13 protein-coding genes are annotated in these 19,488 nt (G+C 69.6%); 1 reads left to right on the top strand and 12 read right to left on the bottom strand.

The window, feature by feature from the left end; genetic code table 11:
• Positions 1-81: 81 nt before the first annotated feature.
• The 12 genes from IE177_RS05975 to IE177_RS05920 form a co-directional block, all read right to left on the bottom strand.
• On the bottom strand, positions 82-1,893 hold the full coding sequence (locus IE177_RS05975) for a restriction endonuclease (protein ID WP_190013680.1): 1,812 nt from the start codon (positions 1,891-1,893) through the stop codon (positions 82-84).
• A gap of 836 nt (positions 1,894-2,729) precedes the next feature.
• A complete protein-coding gene (locus IE177_RS05970) occupies positions 2,730-4,691 on the bottom strand; it encodes a TIGR03960 family B12-binding radical SAM protein (protein ID WP_190013679.1) in 1,962 nt (653 codons plus the stop codon).
• Positions 4,692-4,755: 64 nt separating this feature from the next.
• Positions 4,756-6,255, bottom strand: coding sequence for a CYTH and CHAD domain-containing protein (locus IE177_RS05965; protein ID WP_190013678.1), 1,500 nt, complete (start codon positions 6,253-6,255; stop codon positions 4,756-4,758).
• Between the two features lie 137 nt (positions 6,256-6,392).
• The gene (gene rodA / locus IE177_RS05960; RefSeq protein ID WP_190013677.1) at positions 6,393-7,589 is read right to left on the bottom strand and encodes a rod shape-determining protein RodA; all 1,197 of its coding nucleotides are present in this window, start codon (positions 7,587-7,589) and stop codon (positions 6,393-6,395) included.
• Positions 7,586-9,838: a penicillin-binding protein 2 gene (gene mrdA / locus IE177_RS05955; RefSeq protein ID WP_190013676.1), complete on the bottom strand. Its 2,253-nt coding sequence runs from the start codon at positions 9,836-9,838 to the stop codon at positions 7,586-7,588. Before mrdA ends, rodA begins: the two co-directional genes overlap by 4 nt.
• Positions 9,839-9,984: 146 nt before the next feature.
• Positions 9,985-10,662, bottom strand: coding sequence for a rod shape-determining protein MreD (gene mreD, locus IE177_RS05950; protein WP_190013675.1), 678 nt, complete (start codon positions 10,660-10,662; stop codon positions 9,985-9,987).
• A 13-nt stretch (positions 10,663-10,675) separates the two neighbouring features.
• Entirely contained in the window at positions 10,676-11,614 is a 939-nt protein-coding gene (gene mreC / locus IE177_RS05945; protein WP_190013674.1) for a rod shape-determining protein MreC, read from the bottom strand.
• A gap of 165 nt (positions 11,615-11,779) precedes the next feature.
• Positions 11,780-12,799, bottom strand: a complete 1,020-nt coding sequence (locus IE177_RS05940) for a rod shape-determining protein (RefSeq protein WP_190014106.1) — start codon at positions 12,797-12,799, stop codon at positions 11,780-11,782.
• A gap of 278 nt (positions 12,800-13,077) precedes the next feature.
• Complete coding sequence (ndk, locus tag IE177_RS05935; RefSeq protein ID WP_190013673.1) at positions 13,078-13,491, bottom strand: nucleoside-diphosphate kinase; 414 nt, start codon at positions 13,489-13,491, stop codon at positions 13,078-13,080.
• A 65-nt stretch (positions 13,492-13,556) separates the two neighbouring features.
• Entirely contained in the window at positions 13,557-13,916 is a 360-nt protein-coding gene (locus IE177_RS05930) for a DUF4233 domain-containing protein (protein WP_190013672.1), read from the bottom strand.
• Positions 13,917-13,924: 8 nt separating this feature from the next.
• Entirely contained in the window at positions 13,925-15,439 is a 1,515-nt protein-coding gene (gene folC / locus IE177_RS05925; RefSeq protein WP_190013671.1) for a bifunctional tetrahydrofolate synthase/dihydrofolate synthase, read from the bottom strand.
• A gap of 250 nt (positions 15,440-15,689) precedes the next feature.
• Positions 15,690-18,314 carry a valine--tRNA ligase gene (locus IE177_RS05920; RefSeq protein ID WP_190013670.1) on the bottom strand — a complete coding sequence of 875 codons (2,625 nt, stop codon included), beginning with the start codon at positions 18,312-18,314 and terminating at the stop codon, positions 15,690-15,692.
• A gap of 136 nt (positions 18,315-18,450) precedes the next feature.
• Between IE177_RS05920 and IE177_RS05915 the strand changes: the two genes are divergently transcribed.
• On the top strand, positions 18,451-19,425 hold the full coding sequence (locus IE177_RS05915; protein ID WP_190013669.1) for a hypothetical protein: 975 nt from the start codon (positions 18,451-18,453) through the stop codon (positions 19,423-19,425).
• The last annotated feature ends 63 nt before the right edge of the window (positions 19,426-19,488 follow it).

The following is a 19,488-nucleotide window of genomic DNA, read 5'->3' as shown; positions in this document are numbered from 1 at the left end:
GCGGAGACACCGGCCGCGAACAGCGCAGCCGGCGTCTCGTCCTCACTCGCATCCACCCGTGCCTCAAGGAGCTCCGTGTCGTCACTCCACTTCGATGCCGTACTCCTGGACGAGCTGCTCCAGCCCGCCTGTGTACCCCTTCCCGCCGAGCACGAAGTCCCAGTCTCCATTGGGCCTGCGCCGGAAGGAGCCGAGCACCAGTGCGGTCTCGCCGGAGCGGCCATCGGATACCTTGAGCCGACCGAGCTCAGTCATTGCCGGGTCAAGGAGCCGGATACATGCATCGGTGAATCCGGACAGGTCGGCTTGCGGGTTCACCTCAGGGTCAACGGCCGCCACGAGAACAAACCGATCAGCCGCTTCCGGCAATGCGTCGAAAGAAACATGGAGCGCTGCCTTGTCCGGCGCCGCAGCCGGCACTGCGTGCACCGAGCCGTCCGGAGTCCGCGGATTGTTGAAGAAGACGAAGTGGTCGTCGCTCAGGACTCTGTTGCCTTGGCAGACAAGCGCGCATACGTCCAGTGCGACACGGCCGGACCAAGTCATGCCCAACACGTTGTAGTCGTCGGGCGCCCCTGCAGGACTGGACGGCGACGGCTGCGCTGAAGTCGATCGGCCACCGTCCCCCAAGCGCCCACGAAGCCCGTGCCGGTGCAGTAGATCGACGAGTTCACCGCCCGAGATCAGCTCCAACGGCTTGCCCCGAACGAAGGTGTGTGAGCCGGGGCCGAAGCCCGCCGTGGTCACCAGCACTCCCTTATTGGCGCCTACGTCCTGAACCGTTCCGTACAGGTCACGCACCGCGGTGGGCGGCACCGTGCTGCGGTAGCGCTTGACCTGGACGACGATCTTGCCGCCCCGTATGGGCGTCGGGTCCAGCGCGTCCACATCCACGCCGCCGTCATTGGAGCGTTGGGTCGTCACAGCTTGCATTCCCATCGCACGGAACAGATCGGCGACGAGTGCCTCGAATTCGAGCGGATCCATGTCCACGAAACCGTTCAGGGCCACCGAGTCGAGGATCCCGTACTCGTCCGCCGCGAAGAGTTGATGCAGGACCAGAAGCAGGCTCTGCGCCAGCACCTCTCGGTACAGCCCACGGCGCTGAGTCACAGGACGTGCGGTTTCCCTGTCCTCGTCCTGGGCGGTCACGTACCTCACGGATTTCGCCTCGGGGACCACTTCGTATCCGGGCAGCTCCCAGTCCAGAACCAGCTGCCGCGCTGCCGAGTCGAAGGCTGCCGCAACCTGTCGGGGAAACCCTTCCGGCCAGACATTCGACGAGTACAGAGCCGCTGAGAAGTACTCGACAACGGAGTCAGAGTCTCCCCGCCTCATACCCTCGGTCACCTCGACAACCCCGTCATTGTGCCGACGCACCTCCGCCCGCTGGGCGTCGGTTCTCTGCTCGTAGTCCCGCTGGAGGGCCGCCAAGTGCTGTTGTCGCTGTGCTTCGGCAGTTTGCGCGGCGTGCCAAGCCCGTTCGAAACGAGCCCGCGCCGCTGCCTGAGCCTGTGCACGCCCGTTCGTGGTCCAGCCGCCCTGCGCCTGGTACTGGCTCGGATCCGGCATGAGCACGGGCCACGCGAACTGTCCCGGGTCGAACGGCGGGATCTCTTCCGCGCGCATCAGCGAGGACGCTCTGAAGACCGGCGCCTGGCAACCCGCAGTCAGCAGTCCCTGCAAGGTGGCGACCTGCGCGTCCAGCTCCTCCGTTCGCCGCCTCGCCTCGGCCTGTCGAAACTGCCGATGCTCTTGAGTGGCAAGTCGTTGACGGGCCCGCACCTGCCGTGCCTCTTCTCGGCGCCGCCTGGCCTCGGCTTCCACTTGCCGCTGGTGCTGACGCTGCATTTCTGCCCAGGCACCGACGAAACCAGCAGAGCGACGACTCATGCGCTACAGGCCCTCCCCAGGACGTCGGCACAGCCGACCGAGCTCTGGTTGCCCCCGCAACCAGTAGTAACCAAATGACTTTATCCAGCCATCGCTTACATGGGCACCAACTTGCCGAAGGCAACTCGCACTCGGCTGTCACTGCAGTCAAGACACGACTACGCCCCCCGAGGCGAAGGGGGCGTTCATGGTCGCCACGTAGCCGCCAGGAAGAACACGATGCACAGCCACAAAGCAGCAGTGCGCACACTATTCAAGTGTTCCAGCTCTCTTGGGTCGCTCTTATCCCAAAGCTCTCAACCCGCCAGTCGAACGCCATGAATGTGGTGGCTCCGCCGACGTCGGCTGAAGTGCGTCCGCCTACGGCTGCAACCCAGGGGTGTGGGGCTCCGCTAGCGGCCTGTAGCACCGCGGCTCATGGCGTGTTGGCGGTGCCAGCAACAACGCTACGCGCCTGCGCCAGAAGCTCACATAGCGACCATCGTGCGTGATGTACATCACATTTACGGGTTGGGGCGAGGTGTCCATCGGAAGACTTCGGGCATCACCTAGCCAGCGATTGCTCCCTTGGTTGTTCGAGACGGCAACGAGCCCCCTCCCTGGCTGGGAAGGGGCTCAACGCGTCGTCCAACCGTTCATGAGTCTGGAGCGGTCAGACCCACTCCACCTCGGAGACGATGTGAGGCTGGCCGTCGGCCTCCGGAAGCGGCGTGCGAGACACCGCCGGCGCCGCAGGGCGACGGCGAGAGGCACCGACAACGGCAAGCACCGCAGCCAACTCTTCCTCACTCGCCGCTGTCATCACCTCAACCACCCGATCGAGTGCCTCGCTCACGTCAGTGCGCGTGACCACTCGAAGCCGGCGCCTGACCTGCGTTCTTGACCGTCAGAGGCAGCAACTTCTTGCCGGTCGGGCCGATTTGTATGGCCGTATCCATCTGCGGGCACACGCCGCAGTCGAAGCACGGGGTCCAGCGGCAGTCCTCGACCTCGGTCTCGTCGAGGGCGTCCTGCCAGTCCTCCCAGAGCCAGTCCTTGTCCAGGCCGGAGTCGAGGTGGTCCCAGGGCAGGACCTCCTCGTAGGTGCGCTCGCGGGTGGTGTACCAGTCGAGGTCGACGCCGAAGGGGGCGAGGGCCTTGTCGGTGCACTGCATCCAGCGGTCGTAGGAGAAGTGCTCGCGCCAGCCGTCGAAGCGGCCGCCGTCCTCGTACACCGCGCGGATGACGGCGCCGATGCGGCGGTCGCCGCGGGAGAGCAGCCCCTCGACGATGCCGGGCTTGCCGTCGTGGTAGCGGAAGCCGATCGAGCGGCCGTACTTCTTGTCGCCGCGGATCTTGTCGCGGAGCTTGGCCAGGCGGGCGTCCGTCTCCTCGGCGGAGAGCTGGGGCGCCCACTGGAAGGGGGTGTGCGGCTTGGGGACGAAGCCGCCGATCGAGACCGTGCAGCGGATGTCGTTGGAGCCGGAGACCTCGCGACCCTTCTGGATGACGTGGGTCGCCATGTCGGCGATCTGGAGGACGTCGTCGTCGGTCTCGGTGGGCAGGCCGCACATGAAGTAGAGCTTCACCTGGCGCCAGCCGTTGCCGTAGGCCGTGGCGACGGTGCGGATCAGGTCCTCCTCCGAGACCATCTTGTTGATGACCTTGCGGATGCGTTCCGAGCCGCCCTCGGGGGCGAAGGTCAGGCCAGAGCGGCGGCCGTTGCGGGTCAGCTCGTTCGCCAGGTCGATGTTGAAGGCGTCCACGCGGGTGGAGGGGAGCGAGAGGCCGATCTTGTCGTCCGTGTAGCGGTCCGCCAGGCCCTTGGCGATGTCGCCGATCTCCGTGTGGTCCGCGGAGGACAGGGAGAGCAGGCCCACCTCCTCGAAGCCGGTCGCCTTCAGGCCCTTGTCGACCATGTCGCCGATGCCCGTGATCGAGCGCTCGCGCACCGGGCGGGTGATCATGCCGGCCTGGCAGAAGCGGCAGCCGCGCGTGCAGCCGCGGAAGATCTCCACCGACATGCGCTCGTGGACCGTCTCGGCCAGGGGGACCAGCGGCTGCTTGGGGTAGGGCCACTCGTCGAGGTCCATGACGGTGTGCTTGGACACGCGCCACGGGACGCCCGACCTGTTGGGGACGACGCGGGCGATGCGGCCGTCGGGGAGGTACTCGACGTCGTAGAACGCCGGGATGTAGACACCGCCGGTCTTCGCCAGGCGGAGGAGGACCTCCTCGCGGCCGCCGGGGCGGCCCTCCGCCTTCCACTCGCGGATGATCCGGGTCATGTCGAGCACGGCCTGCTCGCCGTCGCCGATCACGGCGGCGTCGATGAAGTCGGCGATGGGCTCCGGGTTGAAGGCCGCGTGGCCGCCGGCCAGGACGATCGGGTCGTCCAGCCCCCGGTCCTTGGACTCCAGGGGGATCCCGGCCAGGTCGAGCGCCGCCAGCATGTTCGTGTAGCCCAGCTCCGTGGAGAAGCTCAGGCCGAACACGTCGAAGGCCTTCACCGGGCGGTGGCTGTCCACCGTGAACTGCGGGACGCCGTGCTCACGCATCAGCGCCTCCAGGTCCGGCCACACGCTGTAGGTGCGCTCGGCGAGGACGCCCTCCTGCTCGTTGAGCACCTCGTAGAGGATCATGACGCCCTGGTTGGGCAGACCCACCTCGTAGGCGTCCGGGTACATGAGCGCCCAGCGGACGTCGCAGCTGTCCCACGGCTTGACGGTGGAGTTGAGCTCTCCGCCGACGTACTGGATCGGCTTCTGCACGTGGGGGAGCAGAGCTTCGAGCTGCGGGAAAACCGACTCGACAGGCATCTCGCGAACCTTCATGAGCTGACAGGGGTGACCATCAAGCGTAACCCGCCCGGCGGACTCCCCCCTACGCCCGGAGGCTGGCTTCGGAGCCGATCCGCTCCCACCTGCCCTTGAGCTCCGCCTCGGCCGCCGACGCCCGCTGCTCCTCCCGCCCGTACAGCACCCCGTAGGTGAACGTGCTCTCCCCCGCCGCGTGCGCCACCGCCGCGAGTTCCCGCAGGGTCTGGCGGGCCATGACGCTGTCCTGGTGCTCGCCCAGCAGGGTGGTGAGGGACTTCATTGACTTGGTCAGGGCCCGGGCGGGGTCGCCCAGGGCCGGGGTGGCCGCCTCGGCCGCGTACCGGGTGCGCTTGGCCTTCTTGCGGGCCTCGTGCAGGGCGTGGTCGCGGTCCTCGCCGGGCGGCAGGTGCAGCGCGTGCTCCACCAGGCCCGTGAGCCGCTTCACGTCCTTGCGTACGGCCTTGGCGAGCACCTTGCCGGGTTTCCGGCCGGCCGCCTTCCGCAGCGGCGGGTCGGCCAGGAGGGCGTCCAGGGTGTCCAGGAGGGTCAGGTAGCGGTGGGAGTCGAGGATGGCGGCGAGGTGGGCGTGGGCGCTGTCGTGGCGTGCGCTCGACCAGGCGGCGAGCCTCTCGGCGGCGGGGCCGGTGACCAGGCCGGGTGGGAGGGCGGTGAGGGCGGTGCTCAGGCGGTCGGCCAGCACCTCCTGGTCGCGGTCCAGGCCCAGCTCGCCGGCGAGCCATTTCAGCTCGGTGGCGAGGGGGTCGGTGACGGTGCGGTCCAGGACGCTGCGGAAGGTGCGCAGGGTGCTGCGGGCGCGCCGGGTGGCGACGCGCATGCGGTGCACGGAGTCGGGGAGGTCGCGGCGGACGGCGGGATCGAGGGTGACCAGTTCGTCGCGCTGGGTGCGGAGGTAGGCGAGGACGTGGTCGCCGGCGGTCACCGGCTTCGGCTGCCGGGCGGGTCTGCGTCCGCCGGTCTGTTCGAGGGCGCGGGCCAGTTTGGACGGTGAGCTGGAGGGGCGTACGCCCGCCTTGCGCAGTCGTTCCTCCACCCGGTCGAGGAAGGCGGGGTCGCCGTCGTCGGCCAGTTCGATCTCGATCTCGGTCCACTGGGCGGTCCCGCCCGGGCCGGTGAGCCGTTCGGCGGTGACCGTGTCGACGCTGGCCTCCGCGAGGAGTCTGCCGTCGGCGTCCACCAGGTGGCGTACGTCGCGGGCGGAGCGGAGGCGGACCAGGGGGATCAGTTCGGCGTCGCGGACGCGGGAGCGGACGAGTGCGGCGATCTCGTGGGGGACGGTGTCGGAGAGGGGGGCGCGGATCTCGTCGCGGACTCCGGGGGCGACCGGGAACTTGAGGTGCCAGCCGGCGTCGCCGCCTCCGGTGCGGCGGCGGAGGGTGAGGGAGCCGGCGGCCAGGCGTTCGTCGGCGGTGTCGTAGTAGGTGGCGTCGAGTTCGGCCAGGCCCTGGTCGAGGACGTCAGCCACCGCGTCGACGCCGGTGAGGTCGGGCAGCCCGTTGTCGCCGGATTCGTACTTGCGCTCGATCTCGCGTTTCGTATCCGCCATGAATTGAATCTAGTGGTGCGGGGGCCGATATGGCAGAGGGCGCCGTGACGGCGCGGGTCGCCCGTGGCGCACCGGGGCCCGCCGCTGCCGGGCTTCCGGCGGCGGCGGGCGGGTGCCGGGCGTGCCGCGCGGGATGTCTAGGCCGACATGGGGCGCTGCACCTTGATCGACTGCAGGAGCCCGATCGCGACCCACACCGCGAACATCGATGAGCCGCCGTACGACACGAAGGGCAGGGGGAGGCCGGTGACCGGCATGATGCCGAGGGTCATGCCGATGTTCTCGAAGGCCTGGAAGGCGAACCAGGCGACGATGCCGGCGGCGACGGTCGTCCCGTACAGCTCGGTCGAGTCGCGCGCTATCCGGCAGGCACGCCAGAGGACGACGCCGAGCAGGAGGATGATCAGGCCCGCGCCGACGAAGCCCAGTTCCTCGCCCGCGACCGTGAAGACGAAGTCGGTCTGCTGCTCGGGCACGAACTGGCCGGTGGTCTGCGAGCCGTGGAAGAGGCCTGCTCCGGTCAGTCCGCCGGAGCCGATGGCGATGCGGGCCTGGTTGGTGTTGTAGCCGACGCCGGCCGGGTCGAGGTCGGGGTTGGCGAAGGCCGCGAAGCGGTTGATCTGGTACTCGTCCAGGATGTGCAGCTGCCAGATGGCGACACAGCCGATCACGCCGGTGATGAGCAGGCCGAAGACCCAGCGGTTGGAGGCGCCGGAGGCGAGCAGGACGCCCAGGATGATCGCGACCATGGCCAGCACGGAGCCGAGGTCGGGCATGAGCAGCAGGATCAGGATCGGTACGGCGGCCAGGCACAGGGACTGGAACACGGTCCGGTGGTCCGGGAAGGGCTTGTCGCCGGCGTCCACGCGCGTGGCCAGCAGCATGGCCATGCCGAGGATGATCGTCACCTTGAGGAACTCGGCGGGCTGGAGCGAGAAGCCGCCGATGACGAGCCAGTTGCGCTGGCCGTTGATCGTCGCGCCGAGCGGGGTGAGGACCACCAGCGCGAGGAGTACCGACAGGCCGTAGAGGATCGGCACGGCGTTGCGCAGGGCGCGGTGGCCGAGCCAGATGGTGCCGATCATCAGGGCGATGCCGATGCCGAGGTTCATCAGGTGCCGCAGCAGGAAGAAGTACGGGTCGCCCTGGTTCAGCTCGGTGCGGTTGCGGGTCGCGGAGTACACCAGCAGGGAGCCCAGCAGGGACAGGGCGGTGGCCGCGAGGAGGATCGGCCAGTCCAGTCGGCGGGCGAGGGAGTCGCGGGAGAGGATCCTCGTCCAGCCGGCCCGCTCGGGGCCGTACCCGGAGACGGAGAAGCCGTTCGCGCCGGTCATGCGGGCATCCTCCGGCTTCCCCTCTTGCGAGGCTTCCTGCGGGTGTCACGGTTGCCCGTGGTGGGCGGGGGCGTGGTGGCCGGGTCCTGCTGGTCGTCCCCGTTGGTGGTGTTGTCCTTCTGGGAGGCCTCGACGTCCTTCGCCGGGTCGCCGGTGACCTTCGGGTTGACGATGGTGCCGTCCGTGCGGACCTTCGGCAGGCCCTTCTGTGGCTCGGGCAGCAGTGCCTTCTTCTTGTCGACGGAGCCGTCGCCCTGGACGCCGTAGAGCGCGCTGTAGATGTTGCGCACGGCCTCACCGGAGGCGCCGGAACCCGTACCGGCCTGGGCGATCGTCATGATCACCGTGTAGTCCTTGGAGTAGGTGGCCAGCCAGGAGGTGGTCTGCTTGCCGTAGACCTCCGCCGTACCGGTCTTGCCGTGCAGCGCGATCTTGTCCTGGGGCCAGCCGCCGAACTTCCAGGCGGCGGTACCGCGGGTGATGACGCCCGCGAAGGCGTCGTTCATGCCCTTCAGGGTGGCCTGGCTGACCGGCAGCTTCCCGGTCTTCTTCGGCTTGATCGGCGTGACGGTCCTGCCGTCGGCGCTGATGATCGCCTTGCCGATGGTCGGCTGGTACTTCGTGCCGCCGTTGGCGACGGCGCCGTAGATCACGGCCTCCTGGATCGGGGTGACGAGGGTGTCGCCCTGGCCGATGGAGTAGTTGATCTCGTCACCTTCGCGCATCTTGTTGCCTTCGAGGCAGTTCTCGTACGCGATCTTCTCGACGTAGGTGCCGTCCTTCTTGCCGGACTTGCACCAGGCGTTCTTGTTGGCCTTCCAGTACGCCTGCTTCCACTCGCGGTCGGGGACGCGGCCGGTGACCTCGTTGGGCAGGTCGACGCCGGTCTCCTTGCCGAGGCCGAACTGGTGGGCGGTCTTGAAGAACCAGTCCTTGGGCTCACCCTTCTTGGGGTTGATGCCGCCGTCCCGCTTCCACTCCTTGTCGGCGAGGCCGTAGAAGACGGTGTCGCAGGAGACCTCCAGGGCCCGGCCGAGCGAGATCGCGCCGAAGCTCTCCCCCTCGAAGTTCTTGAACACCTGACCGCCGACGGAGTACGAGCTGGTGCACGGGTAGCCGCCGTCCCACGGGTAGCCGGCCTGTACCGCGGCGGCCGTGGAGACCACCTTGAACGTCGAACCGGGCGCGGCCTGACCCTGTATGGCGCGGTTCAGCAGGGGGTAGTCGGAGTCCTTGCCGGTGAGGGCCTTGTAGTCCTTGGCGGAGATGCCGCCGACCCAGACGTTCGGGTCGTACGTCGGCGCGGAGGCCATGGCGACGATCCGGCCGGTCTTGGCCTCCATCACCACGACGGCACCGGAGTCGGCCTTGTAGTTCTCGCCGGTGATCTTGTCGTACTGCTGGCGGGCGATCTTCATCGCCTTGTCCAGTTCGTACTCGGCGACCCGCTGGACCCGGGAGTCGATGCTGGTGACCAGGTTGGAACCGGACTCGGCGGCGTCCGACTTGGCCTTGCCGATGACGCGGCCGAGGTTGTCCACCTCGTAGCGGGTCACGCCGGCCTTGCCGCGCAGCACCTTGTCGTACTGGCGCTCCAGGCCGGAGCGGCCGACCATGTCGGAGCGCAGATAGGGCGAGTCGGTGTCCTTGGCCTTCTGGATCTCGGAGTCGGTGACGGGCGAGAGGTAGCCGAGTACCTGGGCGCTGTTGGACTTGCCGGGGCCCGGGTAGCGGCGCACGGCCTCGGGTTCGGCGGTGACGCCGGGGAAGTCCTCGGAGCGTTCCCGGATCTGCAGGGCCTGCTTGGCCGTCGCCTCGTCGGTGATGGGGATGGGCTGGTAGGGCGAGCCGTTCCAGCAGGGCTGCGGGGTCTTGGCGTCGCACAGCCGGACCTTCTGCATGACGTCCGCGGGCTTCATGCCGAGGACGCCGGCCAGCTTGGCCAGGACGGCCTTGCCGCCGTCGCTCTGCTTGAGCAGGTCGGTGCGGGAGGCGGAGACGACCAGGCGGGTCTCGTTGTCGGCGAGGGGCACGCCCCGGGCGTCCAGGATGTCGCCGCGCACGGCGGGGTCGACGACCTGCTGGACGTGGTTGCCGGACGCCTCCTTCTGGTACTCGGCGCCCTCGCGGATCTGCAGGTACCACAGCCGGCCGCCGAGCGTGCCGAGGAGGGAGAGGACGAGGATCTGGATCACGACGAGCCGGATCTGGACCCGTGGGGTCCGGCCGGTCTCGGGGATGTTGGTCACTGCGGCGGTCTCCCCCTCTCAGTGCTCGGACGTCCGGGCGTGACGTGCGCGTGTGCGGACCGTCCGCGTGTGTACGAATGGTGAACGACCGGCCGGTGGGCCCTCGTTCCGGGAAAGCCGACCCGTTCGGGTGAACTGTGCGGTTCTCACAGCCGCTTGACCCCCTTGATGCGGCCGACCCGGGCGGAGCGCGTGCGCGCCTTGGCCTTCAGGGCGCCGAGGCCGCCGCGCTGGCCGCCGACGCGCAGGCCGGTGCCGGAGGAGAGCCAGCCGGAGGAGATGTCACCGGACTTGGCGGCGGTCCCCGTCTCGGCGAGCGGGTCGTTGTCGCAGCGGCGGGCCAGCCACATGATGCCGGGCACCACGAAGGGGGCGAGCAGCAGGTCGTACAGGGCGGCCGAGACCAGCAGGCCGGTCAGGCCGACGTGGCGGGCAGCGGTGTCGCCGACCAGGGCGCCGACGCCGGCGTACAGCAGGGTGGAGCCGACGGCGGCGGCGACCACGACGGCCATCGGGCCGGTCGCCGACTTCAGGCGGCCGTTCTCGGGCCTGATGAGCCCGGCGAAGTAGCCGATGACGCACAGCACGAGCGCGTAGCGGCCGGCCGCGTGGTCGGCGGGCGGGGCGAGGTCGGCGAGGAGCCCGGCGCCGAACCCGACGAGGGCGCCGCCGACATGGCCGTACACCATGGCGAGGCCGAGGACGGTGAGCAGCAGCAGGTCGGGGACGGCGCCCGGCAGGTGCAGGCGGGCGAGGACGCTCACCTGGACCACCAGGGCCACGACGACCAGCGCGGAGGAGAGCAGGATCCGGTTGACGCGCATGGGGATTCAGCTCCTACTGCTGGGTGTCGGCGGTGTCGGCGCCGGCGGACGGGGTCACCGTGACGGTCACCGTGGGGGTCGGCACCGGCTTGGGCTTGGTGGGCAGCACGGTGTCCCTCGGGTCCTTCTTCGGGCCCTCGACGACCACGCCGACGATGTCGAGCTTGGTGAAGCCGACGTACGGGGTGACGTAGAGGGTGCGGGTGAGGCCGCCGCCCGAGGGGTCGACGCGGGAGACGACGCCGACCGGGACGCCCGGCACGAACGGCTTGTCGGCCTGGGAGCCGAAGGTGATGAGCCGGTCGCCCTTCTTCACCTCCGCCTTGCCGTTGAGCAGTTCCACGCGCAGCGGGCGGTCGCCCTGCCCGGAGGCGAAGCCGAGTTCGTCGCTGCCCTCCATGCGGGTGCCGACGGTGAAGTCGGGGTCGTTGGCGAGGAGGACGGTGGCGGTGTCGGGGCCGACGGTGGTGACGCGGCCGACCAGTCCGTCGCCGTTGAGGACGGTCATGTCCCGCTTGATGCCGTCGTTGGCGCCCGCGTCGATGGTGATGGTCCAGGAGAAGCCCTGCGCCGACCCTATGGCGATGACCTGGGCGCCCTTGATGCCGTACTGGCCCTCGCCGGCGATCTTGAGCATCTTGTCGAGCTGCCCCAGGCGGCTGCGGTTGCGGTCGTCGCTGCCGAGCTTCGCCTTGAGGGCCGTGTTCTCCTTCTCCAGCGCGGCGAGCCGGTCGTGCCGGCCACCGGAGTCGCGGATCGCGGAGACGGCGTTGCCGACCGGGTCGACCGCCGAGGACAGTCCGTTCTCGACCGGGCCGAACACCGTGGCCGCGGCCTGCCGGGCGCCGTCGACCGGGGAGTTGCGGCCCCCGCGGATGTCCACCGTGATCAGCGCGAACGCGATGACGACCAGCAGTACCAGGAGCAGCCGGCTCTCTTTCGTGTCCCTCACGTGCGGCGGCCGTGCCCTTCCTCAAGTAGGAATTCGGGGACCTCTGGTGGACGCGGATCGTGCGGCGCACGTCCAAGAGGCCCATTCGGGGGAGCTTATGCCTCTATATCGACGATCCGCCGCACGAGAGGAGAACGTCTCGTACGGCGGAATCGAGGAGGTGCGTCATCTGCGCGGCTGGGCGTCCAGGACCTGCTGCAGCGCCTCGAACTCCTCGACGCACTTGCCGGAGCCGAGCGCGACACTGTCGAGCGGATCCTCGGCGATGTGGATCGGCATGCCGGTCTCCCGCCGAAGCCGCTCGTCGAGTCCGCGCAGCAGGGCTCCGCCGCCGGTCAGAACGATTCCTCGGTCCATGATGTCGCCGGACAGCTCCGGCGGGCACTTGTCGAGGGTCGTCTTGACCGCGTCGACGATCGCGTTGACCGGTTCCTCGATCGCCTTGCGGACCTCGCCGGCCGAGATGACGACGGTCTTGGGCAGCCCGGAGACCAGGTCCCGGCCGCGGACCTCGGTGTGCTCGTCGGTCTCCAGGGCGTACGCCGAACCGATCGTGATCTTGATCTGCTCCGCGGTGCGCTCACCCAGCAGAAGGCTGTACTCCTTCTTGATGTACTGGATGATCGCGTTGTCCAGTTCGTCACCGGCGACACGGATGGACTGGGCGGTGACGATGCCGCCGAGCGAGATCACGGCGACCTCGGTGGTGCCGCCGCCGATGTCCACCACCATGTTGCCGGTGGCCTCGTGGACCGGCAGACCGGAGCCGATGGCGGCCGCCATGGGCTCCTCGATGATGTGCACCTGGCGGGCACCGGCCTGGCTCGACGCCTCGATGACCGCGCGGCGCTCGACGCCCGTGATGCCCGAGGGCACACAGACGACGACCCGGGGACGGGCGAGGTAGCGGCGCTTGTGGATCTTCAGGATGAAGTACCGGAGCATCCGCTCGGTGATCTCGAAGTCGGCGATCACGCCGTCCTTCAGCGGACGGACGGCGACGATGTTGCCCGGCGTCCGGCCGATCATCTTCTTCGCTTCGGCGCCGACCGCGAGGATCCCGCCCGTGTTCGTGTTGATCGCGACGACGGACGGCTCGTTGAGTACGATTCCGCGACCCCTGACGTACACCAGCGTGTTGGCGGTCCCGAGGTCGACAGCCATGTCACGGCCGATGAACGACATTGAGTTCCCCATCCGGATTCATCGGGCCTTCCCGAGCTTTTGAGGGCATGTCAGGTCGGCGAGGCGGGTGCTGTGACGTGAAGGCTTCCATCGTAAACGCGCCTGCACGAACACTGCGCGAGGGTCTCCGCCATTGTCACCGGATGGCGGTCCGCCCCGCTTGTGGAGACGGGCGTTCGGGGCGGCTCGTTCCCTCGATCGCCGGTACTCATGCACAGGTGCTGGGGAAACGCGGTCCGGGGGCGTCCCCCGGACATTCCGCTTCGTGCGGTGCCGTGTTACGCGCGGCCCGGGAAGAAGATCTTCACCTCGCGCTCGGCGGACTCCTCGGAGTCGGAGGCGTGGATCAGGTTCTCGCGGACGATCACGCCGTAGTCGCCGCGGATCGAGCCGGGGGCGGCGGCGATCGGGTCGGTCGGGCCGGCCAGCTGCCGCACGCCCTCGATGACCCGCTCGCCCTCGACGATCAGGGCGACGACCGGGCCGGAGGACATGAACTCGACCAGCGGCTCGTAGAACGGCTTGCCCTTGTGCTCGCCGTAGTGCTGCTCCAGCGTGTCCTGGTCCAGGGCACGCAGCTCCAGCGCGGTGATCCGCCAGCCTGCCTTGCGCTCGATGCGGCTGATGATCTCGCCGGTCAGGCCACGACGGACGGCGTCGGGCTTGAGGAGGACGAGGGTGCGCTGGCTCACGGAGGGCTCCTTACACGACGTGCGAGTGCGGTGGGATGAGGTTACAGGGCGTGTCGGGGCGCCCGTCACGCAGCGTCAGCCGTGGAGGAGGGCTCGGTCTGCGCGGCGGCTCTCGCCTTCGCCTCGTCCACCTTTCTGCCGAAGTGCACCGAGGCCCACCACAGCGCAGCGAAGACCGCGCCCATGAAGAACATGGTCGGGACGAAGACGCCGGAGGCGATCAGCGCGAGCTGCAGGGCCCAGCCGAGGGCCACCCCGCCGGGCCGGGTCACCATGCCGCACAGCAGCAGGCACAGCACCATGGCGACACCGCTGACCAGCCACACCGTGGACGTGGACAGGTCCGGGTCCTTCATGGCGACGAGCCCGGCGAAGGCGATGACGAAGAATTCGCCGATGAGCGTCGATGCGCAGAGCGTACGCACGGGATACCTCAGCCCTTCCCCAGCAGCAGCCGGGCCTCGCCGACGGTGATGACGGAACCGGTGACCAGCACGCCGCCGCCCGCGAACTCGCCCTCCTCCTCGGCCAGCGTGATCGCGGCCTCCAGGGCGTCGGGCAGCCGCGGCTCGACCTGCACCCGCTCCTCGCCGAACACCTCGACGGCGACCGCGGCCAGCTCGTCCGCGTCCATGGCGCGGTGGCTGGTGTTCTGGGTGACGACGACCTCGGCGAAGATCGGCTCGAAGGCCTCCAGCAGCCCCCGCACGTTCTTGTCGCCGCTCGCTCCGACGACCCCGATCAGCCGGGTGAAGTCGAACGCCTCCCGCACGGCCTCCGCGGTCGCCACGGCGCCCGCCGGGTTGTGCGCGGCGTCCAGCACGACCGTCGGGGAGCGCCGGACGACCTCCAGGCGGCCCGGCGAGGACACGGCGGCGAAGGCCTTTCGCACGGTGTCGATGTCCAGCGGCTCCGCGCGCTGGGCGCCGACGCCGAAGAACGCCTCCACGGCGGCGAGGGCGACGGCCGCGTTGTGCGCCTGGTGGGCGCCGTGCAGCGGGAGGTACACCTCGGGGTACTCGCCGCCGAGGCCGCGCAGGGTGAGCAGCTGCCCGCCGACGGCGATCTGCCGGGCGACGACCCCGAACTCCAGGCCCTCGCGGGCGACGGTCGCGTCCACCTCGACGGCCTTCTTCAGCAGCACCTGCGCCGCGTCCACCGGCTGTTGCGCCAGGATGACGGTGGCGTCCTGCTTGATGATGCCGCCCTTCTCGACGGCGATCTGCGCCGGCGTCTCGCCGAGGCGGTCGGTGTGGTCGAGGTCGATGGGGGTCACGACGGCGACGTCGCCGTCGATCACGTTGGTCGCGTCCCAGGAACCGCCCATGCCGACCTCGACGACGGCGACGTCCACCGGGGCGTCGGCGAAGGCCGCGTACGCCATGCCGGTGAGCACCTCGAAGAAGGACAGCCGGTACTCCTGCGCGGAGTCGACCATCTCGACGTAGGGCCTGATGTCCTGGTACGTCTCGACGAACCGCTCGGCGGAGATCGGGGCGCCGTCCAGGCTGATCCGCTCGGTGACCGACTGCACGTGCGGGCTGGTGTAGCGGCCGGTGCGCAGCTCGAAGGCGCCGAGCAGGGCCTCGATCATGCGGGCGGTGGAGGTCTTGCCGTTGGTGCCGGTGATGTGGATGGAGGGGTACGAGCGCTGCGGCTCGCCCAGCACGTCCATCAGCGCGGCGATACGGCTGACGGACGGCTCCAGCTTGGTCTCGCCCCAGCGGGTGGCCAGCTCCGCCTCGACCTCGCGCAGGGCCTTGTCGACCTCGGGGTCCGCGGGCCGCGCGGGTACGTCGGCGTGCGGCGGGCCGCCCTGGGTGCGCAGCGTCCGGCTGCCTGCCTCGATGACCGCGAGGTCGGGGTCGCGGTCGGTCTCCTCGGCGATGATCTCTTCGAAGGCGTCGAGGGGGTCGGGGGTGTCACTGGTGCCGGGATTGTCGCTCACGGGGCCAGTCTACGGAGCCGCGGTGACAAAGCGTGCGGTGGCTCGTGGGGGCCGTGCGGGCAGGTGGCGGGGTGGGCCCGTGCCGCCCGGCGGGCGCGGGGTGCGCCCGTGCCGCCCGGCGGGCGCGGGGTGCGCCCGTGCCGCCCGGCGGTCTTCCGCGCCCCTGGAGATGTGGAAGGCCCCCGGAGCCGTGCGGTTCCGGGGGCCTTCGGTCGCCGGGACTCGTCCCGGGCGGGGTCTTCCGTCCGGATCAGGCCGGCGGCAGCTTCTCCAGCTGGGACTGGATCCGGGTGATGTCCTCCTCGGCCTTGGCCAGGCGGGTGCGGATCTTGCCGACCACGTTCTCCGGGGCCTTGGCCAGGAACGCCTCGTTGCCGAGCTTGGCCGTGGCCTGGGCCTTCTCCTTCTCGGCGGCGGCCAGGTCCTTCGCGAGGCGCTTGCGCTCGGCCGCCACGTCGATCGTGCCGGAGAGGTCGAGGGCGACCTCGGCACCGGCGACCGGGAGGGTGGCCGTGGTCGTGAAGGAGCCGCCCTCCGGCTGGAGACGGAGCAGGTTGCGGATCGCCGCCTCGTGCGGGGCGAGGGGCGTGCCGTCCAGGGTCAGCCGGGCCGGGACCCGCTGGCCGGGCTGGAGGCCCTGGTCGGCGCGGAAGCGGCGGACCTCGGTGATGACCGACTGGAGGGTCTCGATCTCGCGCTCGGCGGCCTGGTCGCGGAAGCCGCTGTCGACCGGCCACTCGGCGATGACGACCGACTCGCCGCCCGTGAGGGTGGTCCAGAGGGTCTCGGTGACGAACGGGACGACCGGGTGCAGCAGCCTGAGGGTGACGTCGAGGACCTCGCCCAGGACGCGCTGGGAGACCTCGGCCGCCTCGCCGCCCGCCTGGAACGTCGTCTTGGACAGCTCGACGTACCAGTCGAACACCTCGTCCCACGCGAAGTGGAAGAGGGCGTCGGAGAGCTTGGCGAACTGGAAGTCCTCGTAGTGGGCGTCGACTTCGGCGACGACCGAGTTGAGGCGGGAGAGGATCCAGCGGTCCGTCGCCGACATGCGGGACGGCTCCGGCAGCGGCCCGTCCACCGTGGCGCCGTTCATCAGCGCGAAGCGCGTGGCGTTCCAGATCTTGTTGGCGAAGTTCCGCGAGCCCTGGACCCAGTCCTCGCCGATCGGGACGTCGACACCCGGGTTCGCGCCGCGGGCGAGGGTGAAGCGCAGGGCGTCGGAGCCGTACTTGTCCATCCAGTCCAGCGGGTTGACCGCGTTGCCGAAGGACTTCGACATCTTCTTGCCGAACTGGTCGCGGACCATGCCGTGCAGGGCGATGGTGTGGAACGGCGGGGTGCCGTCCATCGCGTACAGGCCGAACATCATCATCCGGGCGACCCAGAAGAAGAGGATGTCGTAGCCGGTGACCAGGACGGAGTTCGGGTAGAACTTCGCGAGCGAATCGGTCTGTTCGGGCCAGCCGAGGGTCGAGAAGGGCCACAGGCCGGAGGAGAACCAGGTGTCGAGGACGTCGGTGTCCTGGTGCCAGCCCTCGCCGGCCGGCGGCTCCTCGTCGGGGCCGACGCAGACGACCTCGCCGTTCGGGCCGTACCAGACCGGGATGCGGTGACCCCACCACAGCTGCCGCGAGATGCACCAGTCGTGGAGGTTGTCGACCCAGTCGAAGTACCGCTTCTCCATCTCCTGCGGGTGGATCTTGACGCGGCCGTCGCGGACGGCGTCGCCCGCCGCCTTCGCCAGCGGGCCGACCTTGACCCACCACTGCATGGACAGGCGCGGCTCGATGGTGGTCTTGCAGCGCGAGCAGTGGCCGACGGAGTGGACGTAGGGCCGCTTCTCGGCGACGATCCGGCCCTCGGCGCGCAGCGCGGCGACGATGGCGGAGCGGGCCTCCAGGCGGTCCAGGCCCTGGAAGGGGCCGTGGGCGGTGATGACGGCGTGCTCGTCCATCACGGCGATGGACGGCAGGTCGTGCCGCTGGCCGATCTCGAAGTCGTTCGGGTCGTGGGCCGGGGTGACCTTGACGGCCCCGGTGCCGAACTCGGGGTCGACGTGCGTGTCGGCGACGACCGGGATGGAGCGGTCGGTGAGCGGGAGCTTGATCTGCTTGCCGACGAGGTGCCGGTAGCGCTCGTCGTCGGGGTGGACGGCGACGGCGGTGTCGCCGAGCATCGTCTCGGCACGGGTGGTGGCGACGACGATGGTGTCGTCCCCGTCCCCGTACGTCATGGAGACCAGTTCGCCGTCGTCGTCCTGGTACTCCACCTCGATGTCCGAGATGGCGGTCAGGCAGCGCGGGCACCAGTTGATGATGCGCTCGGCGCGGTAGATCAGCTCGTCGTCGTAGAGCTTCTTGAAGATGGTCTGGACGGCCTGGGAGAGGCCCTCGTCCATGGTGAAGCGCTCGCGGGACCAGGCGACGCCGTCGCCGAGGCGGCGCATCTGGCCGCTGATCTGGCCGCCGGACTCGGCCTTCCACTGCCAGACGCGCTCGACGAACGCCTCCCGGCCGAGGTCGTGGCGGGACTTGCCCTCCTTGGCCAGTTCGCGCTCGACGACGTTCTGCGTGGCGATGCCGGCGTGGTCCATGCCGGGCTGCCACAGCGTCTCGTGGCCCTGCATGCGCTTGCGGCGGGTCAGGGCGTCGATGAGGGTGTGCTCGAAGGCGTGCCCGAGGTGCAGGCTGCCGGTGACGTTCGGCGGCGGGATGACCACCGTGTACGGCGGCTTGTCGCTCTTGGCGTCCGCCTCGAAGTAACCGCGCTCTACCCAGCGCTCGTACAGCGGCCCCTCTACATCGGCCGGCGCGTACTGGGTCGGCAGTTCGGAGTCGGGCGCGGGTGGCTGCTGCTGAGCGTTCTCGGTCACGGGGGTCAGTTTAGAGGTGTTACGGGGCGGTCCCGAAACGCGTTTGTTCTGTAACGGTGCGGCCCCCGGTGCCGTGCCGCCGCTTGGCCTGGGCCAGGATGTCAGGAACACATAAGCTCTGGAGGGGAACCCAGGAATGAGCAACAACCAGCCGGGCCCGTACGGCCAGCAGCCCCAGCAGCCGGGTCCGTACGGCCAGCCGGGGCAGCCTGGGCCGTACGGCCAGCCGGGCCCCTACGGCCAGCCGCCGCAGGCTCCGCAGCCCGGCTACGGCTACCCCCAGCAGGCCCAGCAGGCCCCGCAGGCTCCGCAGGCTCCGCAGCAGCCCGGCTACGGCTACCCGCAGCAGGGTGTTCCGCAGCAGCCGGCCCCGTACGGCCAGCAGCCGGGCGCCTACGGCCAGCAGCCCTACGGCATGGCTCAGGCGCCGGAGCCGAGCGGGGGCAAGAAGAAGACGGGCCTGATCATCGGCGCGGTGGCCGTGGTGGCCGCGGTGGCGGTGGGCGTGTACTTCGTGGTCGGCGGCAAGAGCGGCAGCAGCGACGTCGCGGACGACGGCCCGCACAAGCTGACGACGCCGGCGACGGTGCTCACGGAGTACAAGAACAAGGGCGGCGACAGCGACACGATGACGTCCAAGGACCTGAAGGACGCCGAGAAGTGGGGCGTGCACGACCCGAAGGACGTCAGCGCGAAGTACGAGTCCGGTGACGAGGACAACCCGCTGAGCAAGAAGATGATCAACTTCGGCGGCGTCTACGGCACCATCGACGACCCGGCGAAGGCCGTCGACGCGATGTTCGCCTACTTCAAGTCCGAGTCGCAGAAGGAGCCGGACAGCAAGGTCGCCCTGAAGGGCGAGCCGAAGGCGTACGAGCCGGACGGACTCAACGGCGCGGTCCTCAAGTGCCAGCAGGCCAGCGCCCCCACCGGCGCGAGCAGCGGCCCGAAGGACGTGACGCTGACCATCTGCGTCTGGGGCGACCACAGCACCCTCGGAATGGTCATGCCGATGGACCTCGCCAGCCTCATGGCGGGCAGGAGCGACGACCCGGCGACGGCCGCCGAGATGACGGCGAAGTTCCGCAACGAGGTCCGCAAGCCGGCCTGACGCCCTCGCGGTGCACGAAGAGGGGCCCCGGCCGGTCGGCCGGGGCCCCACTCGCGTTCACGT

Origin of the sequence: Streptomyces lucensis JCM 4490, assembly GCF_014650035.1 — a bacterium.
GTDB lineage: Bacteria > Actinomycetota > Actinomycetes > Streptomycetales > Streptomycetaceae > Streptomyces > Streptomyces lucensis.
Note: the sequence above shows the minus strand (reverse complement) of the source record. Positions and strands in the feature narration are given on the sequence as shown.

Excerpts from the sequence above, each read along its gene's own strand:
- IE177_RS05975 (WP_190013680.1), bottom strand. The coding sequence starts at position 1,893 with ATGAGTCGTCGCTCTGCTGGTTTCGTCGGTGCCTGGGCAGAAATGCAG.
- IE177_RS05970 (WP_190013679.1), bottom strand. The coding sequence starts at position 4,691 with ATGCCTGTCGAGTCGGTTTTCCCGCAGCTCGAAGCTCTGCTCCCCCAC.
- IE177_RS05965 (WP_190013678.1), bottom strand. The coding sequence starts at position 6,255 with ATGGCGGATACGAAACGCGAGATCGAGCGCAAGTACGAATCCGGCGAC.
- rodA (WP_190013677.1), bottom strand. The coding sequence starts at position 7,589 with ATGACCGGCGCGAACGGCTTCTCCGTCTCCGGGTACGGCCCCGAGCGG.
- mreD (WP_190013675.1), bottom strand. The coding sequence starts at position 10,662 with ATGCGCGTCAACCGGATCCTGCTCTCCTCCGCGCTGGTCGTCGTGGCC.
- IE177_RS05940 (WP_190014106.1), bottom strand. The coding sequence starts at position 12,799 with ATGTCGTTCATCGGCCGTGACATGGCTGTCGACCTCGGGACCGCCAAC.
- IE177_RS05915 (WP_190013669.1), top strand. The coding sequence starts at position 18,451 with ATGAGCAACAACCAGCCGGGCCCGTACGGCCAGCAGCCCCAGCAGCCG.